At 74.8% G+C, this 7,831-nt stretch carries 6 protein-coding genes and 1 tRNA gene; 5 read left to right on the top strand and 2 right to left on the bottom strand.

The window, feature by feature from the left end; translation table 11 throughout:
* Window positions 1-194: 194 nt before the first annotated feature.
* From IF02_RS0107530 to IF02_RS0107520, 3 genes are all read left to right on the top strand, one after another.
* Entirely contained in the window at window positions 195-713 is a 519-nt protein-coding gene (locus tag IF02_RS0107530; protein ID WP_030154635.1) for a hypothetical protein, read from the top strand.
* A gap of 72 nt (window positions 714-785) precedes the next feature.
* A complete protein-coding gene (locus tag IF02_RS0107525; RefSeq protein ID WP_030154634.1) occupies window positions 786-1,508 on the top strand; it encodes a glutamine amidotransferase-related protein in 723 nt (240 codons plus the stop codon).
* 74 nt (window positions 1,509-1,582) lie between these two features.
* Window positions 1,583-1,655 (top strand) — tRNA-His (locus tag IF02_RS0107520).
* A gap of 63 nt (window positions 1,656-1,718) precedes the next feature.
* Here IF02_RS0107520 and IF02_RS0107515 read toward each other — a convergent pair.
* Window positions 1,719-2,528: an alpha/beta hydrolase gene (locus IF02_RS0107515; RefSeq protein ID WP_324603758.1), complete on the bottom strand. Its 810-nt coding sequence runs from the start codon at window positions 2,526-2,528 to the stop codon at window positions 1,719-1,721.
* Window positions 2,529-2,546: 18 nt separating this feature from the next.
* Between IF02_RS0107515 and IF02_RS0107510 the strand changes: the two genes are divergently transcribed.
* A complete protein-coding gene (locus IF02_RS0107510) occupies window positions 2,547-3,287 on the top strand; it encodes a hypothetical protein (RefSeq protein ID WP_158708466.1) in 741 nt (246 codons plus the stop codon).
* Here IF02_RS0107510 and IF02_RS0107505 read toward each other — a convergent pair.
* Window positions 3,274-5,334 (bottom strand): phosphocholine-specific phospholipase C, encoded by a 2,061-nt coding sequence (locus IF02_RS0107505; protein ID WP_030154629.1) that lies wholly within the window; start codon window positions 5,332-5,334, stop codon window positions 3,274-3,276. The two genes, IF02_RS0107510 and IF02_RS0107505, sit on opposite strands and share 14 nt — an antisense overlap.
* A 187-nt stretch (window positions 5,335-5,521) precedes the next feature.
* Between IF02_RS0107505 and IF02_RS0107500 the strand changes: the two genes are divergently transcribed.
* Entirely contained in the window at window positions 5,522-7,831 is a 2,310-nt protein-coding gene (locus IF02_RS0107500) for a hypothetical protein (RefSeq protein ID WP_030154627.1), read from the top strand.

The raw sequence follows: 7,831 nt of genomic DNA, 5'->3' as shown, positions 1-7,831 counted from the left end.
GGATGCGGGCGCGGGCCAGGACACGCGGGCGGGCCGGGATGCGGGCGCGGGCCGGGACACGCGGGCAGGGCGAGATGCAGGCGCGGGCCGGCACGCGGGCGCGGGCCGGGATGCGGGCGGGCCGGGACACGCGGGCGGGCGTACCTACGGCGTGGCCGGGGGGTGGCGCGGTGGGGGCTCCCTATCGTGGGAGGGTGAGCATCCCCAGTGGCCAGTCCGCGGGCCGCAGCAGGCCACAGCGCGCACGCCGGACCGACTCCGCCGGGGCCGTCTACGGCTCCCTCCTCGCCACCTCCGTGGTGGCCACCGCCGGCACGGCCGGCGAGTATCCGCGGGTCCAGCTCGTGGTCCTCCTGATCGTCACGGGGCTGGTGTTCTGGGCCACGCACGTATACGCCCAGCTGGCGGGGGAGCGGCTGGTCGGCGAGCCCTGGAGCCGGCGGGAGATCCGCCGCGTCGCCCTGCACGAGTGGCCCATCGTCGAGGCCACCGTCCTGCCCGCGGCCGCAGTCGCCCTCAGCGCCGTGCTCGGGCTGGACTACGTGGCGACGGCGTGGCTCGCCATGGGCGTGGCAGTGACCCAGCAGGTCGCCTGGGCGTGCCTCGGCGCCGCCCGCGCCGGTGCCACCCGCGGCCAGTTGGCCACCGAGGGTGTCGTCAACCTGGTCCTCGGACTGGTCCTCGTGGCCACCAAGGCCGCGCTGAAGCACTGATCAGTTCTGCTTATCGAACATGCAGGAACAATCGTTGGCGCTGAACCGGATCCGCGTCGCACGATGATCGGCATGACCACCGCCACCGCACGCATCGCCCTCGTCGGCGACCGCTCCCCCCATGTGACGTCCCACACCCGGATCCCGCTCCTCCTCGACGCCCTCGCCTCCCGCGACGGGCTCGTCCTCGACGCGTACTGGATCCCCACGGGCGAAGCCGGGGCCGAGGCGGCCTCCGGGGCCCTGGCCCGGTTCGACGCGGTCTGGGTGCTGCCGGGCAGCCCGTACGCCAGCGAGGCGGGGGCGCTCGCCGCGATCCGGGTGGCACGGGAGGAGGGCATTCCGTTCCTCGGGACCTGTGGCGGCTTCCAGCACGCGCTGCTGGAGTACGCCCGCTCGGTGTGCGGGCTGGCCGGCGTCGCGCACGCCGAGAACGACCCCGGGGCGGAGGACCTGCTGATCTCCCCGCTCGCCTGCTCGCTCGTCGGCCACGAGGGCCTCGTACGGGCCGAGCCGGGGTCGCTCGCCGAGTCCGTGCTCGGCGCGGAGCGGTCCATGGAGCGCTACCACTGCACCTACGGGCCGGAGCCGCGCCACCTGCCGGTGCTCACCGCGCACGGGCTGCGGCTGTCGGGGCACGACGAGGACGGGCAGGCGCGGATCGCGGAGCTGCCGGGGCACCCGTTCTTCCTGGCCACACTGTTCCAGCCGGAGCTGTCGGGGGACGGGAGCCGCCCGCACCCCGTCGTGAAGGCGCTCGCGGCGGCGGCCGTCGCACACGCCGCGGCCGGATAACGCGTGGCGGGACCACCCTCCTGATCAGCTATGCTGTGCATGCACATCGAACGGGCGGTCCGCCGCCCTTCGTGGTGGGTGTAGCTCAGTTGGTAGAGCACCTGGTTGTGGTCCAGGTGGCCGCGGGTTCAAGTCCCGTCACTCACCCTGATCCCCTGGGGGTACGAGGTCTCCTCGTACCCCCAGGGGCTTTTTCGCGTCCTCCTCCCGCTACCCGCGGAGGAACGCCTCCACCGCCGCGACGAACCCGACCGGGGTCTCGTGCGGCGGGTAGTGCCCGGCGCCGGGCACGGGGTGGACGCGGCAGTTGGGGTACGAGACCTGCCAGGTGGCCCGCATCACGTCGGGGGTGAGGGCGAGGTCGTGCTCCCCCACCAGGACCAGCACCGGGACGGTACTGCCCTTCACGGCGGCGGACAGGTCCAGCGGCTGCCAGCTCGCGAGGTAGGCGGCGAAGGCCTCCGGCCGGGAGACGTCGAGGGAGTGCGCGATCATCCGGTCCAGCCAGTGGCGGCTCGCGCGGTGGCCGGTGACGAGGTCGAGGATGGTCCGCCGGTTGCCGGCGCTGTCGGCGGCGCCGTGGAACAGGGCGTGGGTCGCGTCGTCCATCTCGTACGGGGCGGCGGGGACCGGGTTGATCCCGATCAGCCTCTCGATCCGCTCGGGGGCCCGGACCAGGACCTGCTGCATGGCCTTGCCGCCCATGGAATGGCCCATGAGGGAGAAGGTGTCCCAGCCGATCTCGTCGGCGAGGGCGAGGACGTCGTCGGCGATCTCGGGGAGGGTGTAGCGGCCGGCGACGTCCCTGCGGTCGCCGTAGCCGCGGTAGTCGAGGAAGACGTACGAGAACCCCTCGGGGTCGAAGTAGTCCAGTACGGAGCCCCAGTTGGCGGAGGTGCCGAACCAGTCGTGCAGCACGATGACGCGGACGGGGCCAGTGCCGATCCTGCGGTGGGCGATGGCCATGCGTTCTCCCTCGGAGACGGGGTGGCTGAGCCGGACGCCGTACGTTCTGCCCATCGGGCCTACGATCACACCGTGAAGCCGACATCCCGCGCGGTGCGCGCCGTCGTCAGCACCGGCCCGACGGCCGGAGCCGGACAGCGACTCCCCCACCACCCGGCGGAGTACGAGATCCGCGACCCGGGTGAGATCCGGGAGCTGCTCGCCGCGTGGCCGCAGGACACCGGGTCCGGTGGACCCTTCGAGTGCATGTGCCTGGGCCATGACGGCCGCGTGACGCTGTACGAGGCGGGCGGTCAGTCCGTACGGACCGCGGCCCTGTCCGGTGCGGTGCCTCTGGCGCACCTCCTCGACCCGGACGCCACGGAGGGGGTTCCGTCCCGGCACCGCTCCCGTTGGGCGCAGGCCGCGCCCGTGCGACTGCGCGCGTACGCCGGCGCCGTGGCTCGGGGAGAGGAACCGGGCCGCCCCGGGGTACCGCTCGCCCTGGTCTTCTCCTGGCTCGGTGCGCGGAGGGCGCAGGAGGCGGACGCCGCCTCGGTCCTGGCCGTCGAAGCGCCGGTGCGGTTGCTCGCCGACGCGCCCACGGCCGAACTGGCCTGGGCGGTACGGGAAACCGACCGCGGCGGCCTGGACGGGGCCGTGCGGTTCTTCGCGAGGGACGAGTTCACCACCCGCCACCCCAAGCGCCGCCGCGTCCCGGACACCGCCCGCGACCTGCTGCTCCGGCACGCGCGCAGTCACCGCCCCGCGGACCTCCCGGTCCTGGAGCGGCGGCTGCTGCGCGCGCCGGACGACCGCGTCAGACGGTCTTGATCGCCGGGTCGGAGAGGCCCGGGGCGCCCGTTTCGACGTGGCCCGCGAAGCGGCGGAGGAAGGTGGTGTCGGCGCTGGAGGTGACCTTCACGTCGTACCAGCGGCCCGTCGTGGACAGGTCCGCCGTGTACGTGGCCGTGCCGCCCGCCGTGACCCGGAGGGTCTGGGTCGCACCGCCGTAGGCGTTGGTCACCGTGAGGTCGACCGCCGCCGTGCCCGAGTTGGTCAGCGTGAGCTTCAGGCTGCCGGTGGCGGCGTCGTGGCGGGCCGTGACCTCGGGTCCGGTCTTCTTCGCCGGGCCCTTCCAGGTGCGCAGGAACCCGTTCGGGCCCCAGACCGTCAGGTTGATCTGGTTGCCGGTGGAGCTGCTGGTGCTCCAGGTGTCCGAGAGGGTCTTGCCCGCCTCGACCGTGTAGGGCCAGGGGCCGTCGGTCCGGTTGCCCGAGGTGCTGTGGAAGTGCGCGCCGAGGGTGGGGCCGGAGGAGAAGGTCAGCGTGAACTGGCCCGTGGAGGGGGTGGCCTTGCCGTCCACGTACGGGACGTAGCCCAGCGCGCGCGTCGGCTTGCCGCCCGCCTCCTGCCTGGGCAGGGTGCCCGTGGCCGGCGGGACCGGGTGGTAGGACGGGTGCGCGTTGTGGTCCGGCGGGACATAGCCCGCCGTGGAGGGCAGGGCCGCCGGCTGCGCGTCGGCCTTCGTGAAGTCGAACGCCGAGGTCAGGTCACCGCAGACCGCGCGGCGCCACGGCGAGATGTTGGGCTCCTGCACGCCGAAGCGCTTCTCCATGAACCGGATCACCGAGGTGTGGTCGAAGGTCTCGGAGCAGACGTAGCCGCCCTTGCTCCACGGGGAGACCACGATCATCGGGACGCGCGGGCCGAGGCCGTACGGGCCGGCCGCGTAGCCGCCGCCCCCGGCGTACAGGTCCCGGGTGACGTCGGCCGTGGACAGGCCCCACGCGGCGGAGGCCGGCGGGTACGGCGGGACGACGTGGTCGAAGAAGCCGTCGTTCTCGTCGTAGGTGATGAAGAACGCCGTCTTCGCCCACACCGCCGGGTTGGCGGTCAGCGCGTCCAGGACCTGGGAGATGTACCAGGCGCCGAAGTTGACCGGCCAGTTCGGGTGCTCGCTGAAGGCCTCGGGCGCGGCTATCCAGGAGACCTGGGGCAGCGTGCCGTTCACGACGTCGGCGCGCAGCTTGTCGAAGTAGCCCTCGCCCGCCTTGGCGTTGGTGCCCGTACGGGCCTTCTCGTAGAGGGGGCTGCCCGGCGCCGCGTTGCGGTAGGTGTTGAAGTACAGCAGCGAGTTGTCGCCGTAGTTGCCGCGGAAGGCGTCGCTGATCCAGCCCCAGCCGCCGGCGGCGTTCAGGCCGTCGCCGATGTCCTGGTAGATCTTCCAGGAGACCCCGGCCGCCTCCAGGCGCTCCGGGTAGGTCTTCCAGCCGTAGCCGGCCTCCTGGTTGCCGAGGACCGGGCCGCCGCCGGTGCCGTCGTTGCCCGTGTGGCCGGTCCACATGTAGTAGCGGTTCGGGTCGGTCGCGCCGATGAACGAGCAGTGGTAGGCGTCGCAGACCGTGAAGGCGTCGGCGAGCGCGTAGTGGAACGGGATGTCGTTCCGCGTCATGTACGCCATGGTCGTGGCCGTCTTGGCCGGGACCCACTTGTCGTACTTGCCGTTGTTGTACGCGGCGTGGCCGCCGGCCCAGTCGTGGTTGAGGCCCTCGACGAACTTCATGCCCAGGTCGCTGACCTGCGGGTTGAAGGGGAGGATGTCCTTCGTCCCGTTGGACTGGTAGAAGACGGACTTCCCGTTGTCCTGGAGGACGGGGCGCGGGTCGCCGAAGCCCCGTACGCCCTTCATCGAGCCGAAGTACTGGTCGAAGGACCGGTTCTCCTGCATGAGGACCACGATGTGCTCGATGTCCTGGATGGTGCCGGTGGCGCCCTGGGCCGGGATGGCCGCCGCGCGCGCGATGCTCTCGTTCAGCATCGCGGCCGCGGCGGTTCCGCCCGCGATCTGCAGGAACCTGCGGCGATTGAGTTCAGCCATGGGATGACGACCTCTGGGGGTGAGGGGGATGTCGAGGGGCGACCCAAGGAGAGCGGCCCCGGGGTACCGGACGGGGATCAGTTCGTGACACGCCGCGGTACAGCCGGAGAACGGAAAGACCTCCCGGACGCTCCGCGCATCTGCTGAAATGACCTCCGAAACACACTGCACGGGGGGTGCGGAGCAGATGGCGGGGACCGAGTTCGGGCATGCCCTGGGGCGGTCCCGCGCGCTTTCCGGCCTGCCGGCCGCTCCGCTGGAGGCACGGTACGGGGAACTCGTCTCCGCGCAACAGGCCCTGGGCTTAAGCCACTTGGGCGAGTTGCTGGTTCCGCCCGGGGGGCGGTTGCGGGTGCTCGACGGGATCTTCGCGGTCGAGGGTCCGGGGCGGCGGCGCCATGTGGGCGCCGAGGCGCTGCGGGAGCTGCGCGGGCTGCGGGCCGCCCGCGGTGACGCGGAGGGCGGGGCCGGCGCGTTACTGGACCGGCTGGCCGGGATCCAGGAGCGGGACCCGGCCGCGCTGCGGCGGATCCTGCTCTACCAGCTGGTGCGGCTGCTGCACGACCATCCCCGGGGGGATCTGCCGGAAACGGCCGCCGGGTTCGGGGTCGACCCCGACGAGGCGGCGGCCCTGGTGCACGCCGCCGCCGCGAGCCCGCGGCTGGATCCGGCGCAGCGGGCCGCCGCCGAGGGGCTGGAGGACGCTTTGCTGGCCGGGCGGGTGCGCGCCGCCGCGCGCAGCGCCGCCTTGCTGCCGCGCGGCGCCGCCGGCGGGGACCCGCTGCTGGCGGGGCGGCTGGCCGGGCTGGCCGAGCGGGTAAGGGCCGCGGACGCCCTGCTGGACGAGGCCCGCGCGTACGAGGACCGGCAGGACCGGGAGCAGGCCGCGGCGGCGTACGGGCGGGCGGCCCGCCTGGCCTGGGACTGCCCGCGTGCGGTGCGGGGCCTGGTCCGCACCCACCGGCCGGCCGAGGGGGACCCCGGCCCGCTGGAGGCACGGCCGGTATCCGGCGGGGTGGCCCTGCGCCGACCGCCCGGCGCCGATCCGGACGGGATCTGGCGGGTGGTCCGGCTGACCCGGCGCGAGCCGGTCACCACGCCGCTCCCGGAGGTCCCGGGTCCGCTCGGCGCGGGGCCGCTGACGGACGGCCGGGCCCCGCTCGGCCGGGAGGTCCGGTACGTGGCCCTGCCGGGCGACGGCGGCACCCCCTTGATCAGCGCCCCGCTGCTGGTGGCCCCCGAGGTGACGGAGCTCCGCCTCACCGACGGGCGCGCCCGCCTCGAGGCCGCCTGGCTGCGCCCGCCCGGCGCGACCGGGGTGCGGGTGACGCTGACCGACCCCGAGGGACGCACCACGGACCTCGGTGCCCCGAGCGCGGCCGGCCCGGCGGGCGCGGGCGCCGCGGACCCCGCGGACCCCGCGACCGCCGCGGGCCCCGCCGGGTCCGGCCGGGAGGGCGTGCGGGCCGGCGGGCTGGGGCCGGGTGGCCACGTGGTGCGGGTGCGGTGCCGGTACGCGGGGGCGGCGGGTGAGGTGCTGTCCGGCGGGGTCGAGGCCGCCGTCACCGTGCACCCCTGGCCCGAGCCGGTGGTCGGGCTCAGCGCAGCCGCCCGCGGCGCCGGCGGGCTGGAGCTGCGGTGGGCGGGGGGCGCCGGGGGCGACGTACGGTTCGTGGAGTGGCCGGGGGCGGCTCCCGCCGAGGGTGCCGAACTGCCGGCCTCCGCGCTGCCGGCGGCGCTGACCTGGGTGGACTCCGCCGGGATCGCCCAGCCGCCGCCCGGCACGCTGGCCACGGTCAGCGCCGTCGCGGTCCTCGGCGAGCGGGCCCTGGCCGGGCCCGGCGTGGCGGTCGAGGCCCCCGAGGCGGTCTCCGGGCTCACGGTCCGGCGGACCTCCGCCGGGCGGGCCAAGGTCAGCTTCGACTGGCCCGACGGCGCCGGCCGGGTCACGGTCGCGGTCACCCCCGAGTCCGGCGGCGAGCCCACCGAACACCCCGTCGTACGCGCCGTGTTCCTGCGCGAGGGGCTGGAACTGCCCGTCGGGCCCGGCGCCGTCCGCATCACCGCGTACGCCGCCCCGCGCAGCGCGCACGCGGTCGCCGCCGCCCCGCGCGATGCCGGGCAGGCGGCCCTCCCGGCCGACGTCGCCATCGCGTACCGACTGCTGCCTGGGCCCCGGCGGATGCTGCGGCGGGGTCCCGCCGTGCTCCGGGTGAGCCTGCTCTCCCCAGGCGGGGACCCCGGCTCCGGGCTGCCCGACTTCGTCCTCGTCTCCGGAGCGGGCGGTGGCGGGGCACGGCCCCACCGGCCCTCCGACGGCGCCGAGTTGTGCCGGGTGACCGGCGCCGAGCTCGCGGTCTCGGGGACCGTCGAGCGCGAGATCGTCCCCCACCCGCCCGGCGGCGGCCCGTACGCCGTACGCGGTTTCCTCCTCGGCGGCCGTGCCGCCTCCGTCCGGCTCGACGAGCCCTCCCTCACCTCCCTGGTGGTCCGCTGA

The organism is Streptomyces sp. NRRL S-244 (genome assembly GCF_000717915.1).
Taxonomy (GTDB): domain Bacteria; phylum Actinomycetota; class Actinomycetes; order Streptomycetales; family Streptomycetaceae; genus Streptomyces.
The sequence above is the reverse complement of the archived record's forward strand: the minus strand, read 5'-3'. Positions and strand labels throughout refer to the sequence as shown.

Excerpts from the sequence above, each read along its gene's own strand:
- IF02_RS0107525 (WP_030154634.1), top strand. The coding sequence starts at position 786 with ATGACCACCGCCACCGCACGCATCGCCCTCGTCGGCGACCGCTCCCCC.
- IF02_RS0107515 (WP_324603758.1), bottom strand. The coding sequence starts at position 2,528 with ATGGGCAGAACGTACGGCGTCCGGCTCAGCCACCCCGTCTCCGAGGGA.
- IF02_RS0107505 (WP_030154629.1), bottom strand. The coding sequence starts at position 5,334 with ATGGCTGAACTCAATCGCCGCAGGTTCCTGCAGATCGCGGGCGGAACC.
- IF02_RS0107500 (WP_030154627.1), top strand. The coding sequence starts at position 5,522 with ATGGCGGGGACCGAGTTCGGGCATGCCCTGGGGCGGTCCCGCGCGCTT.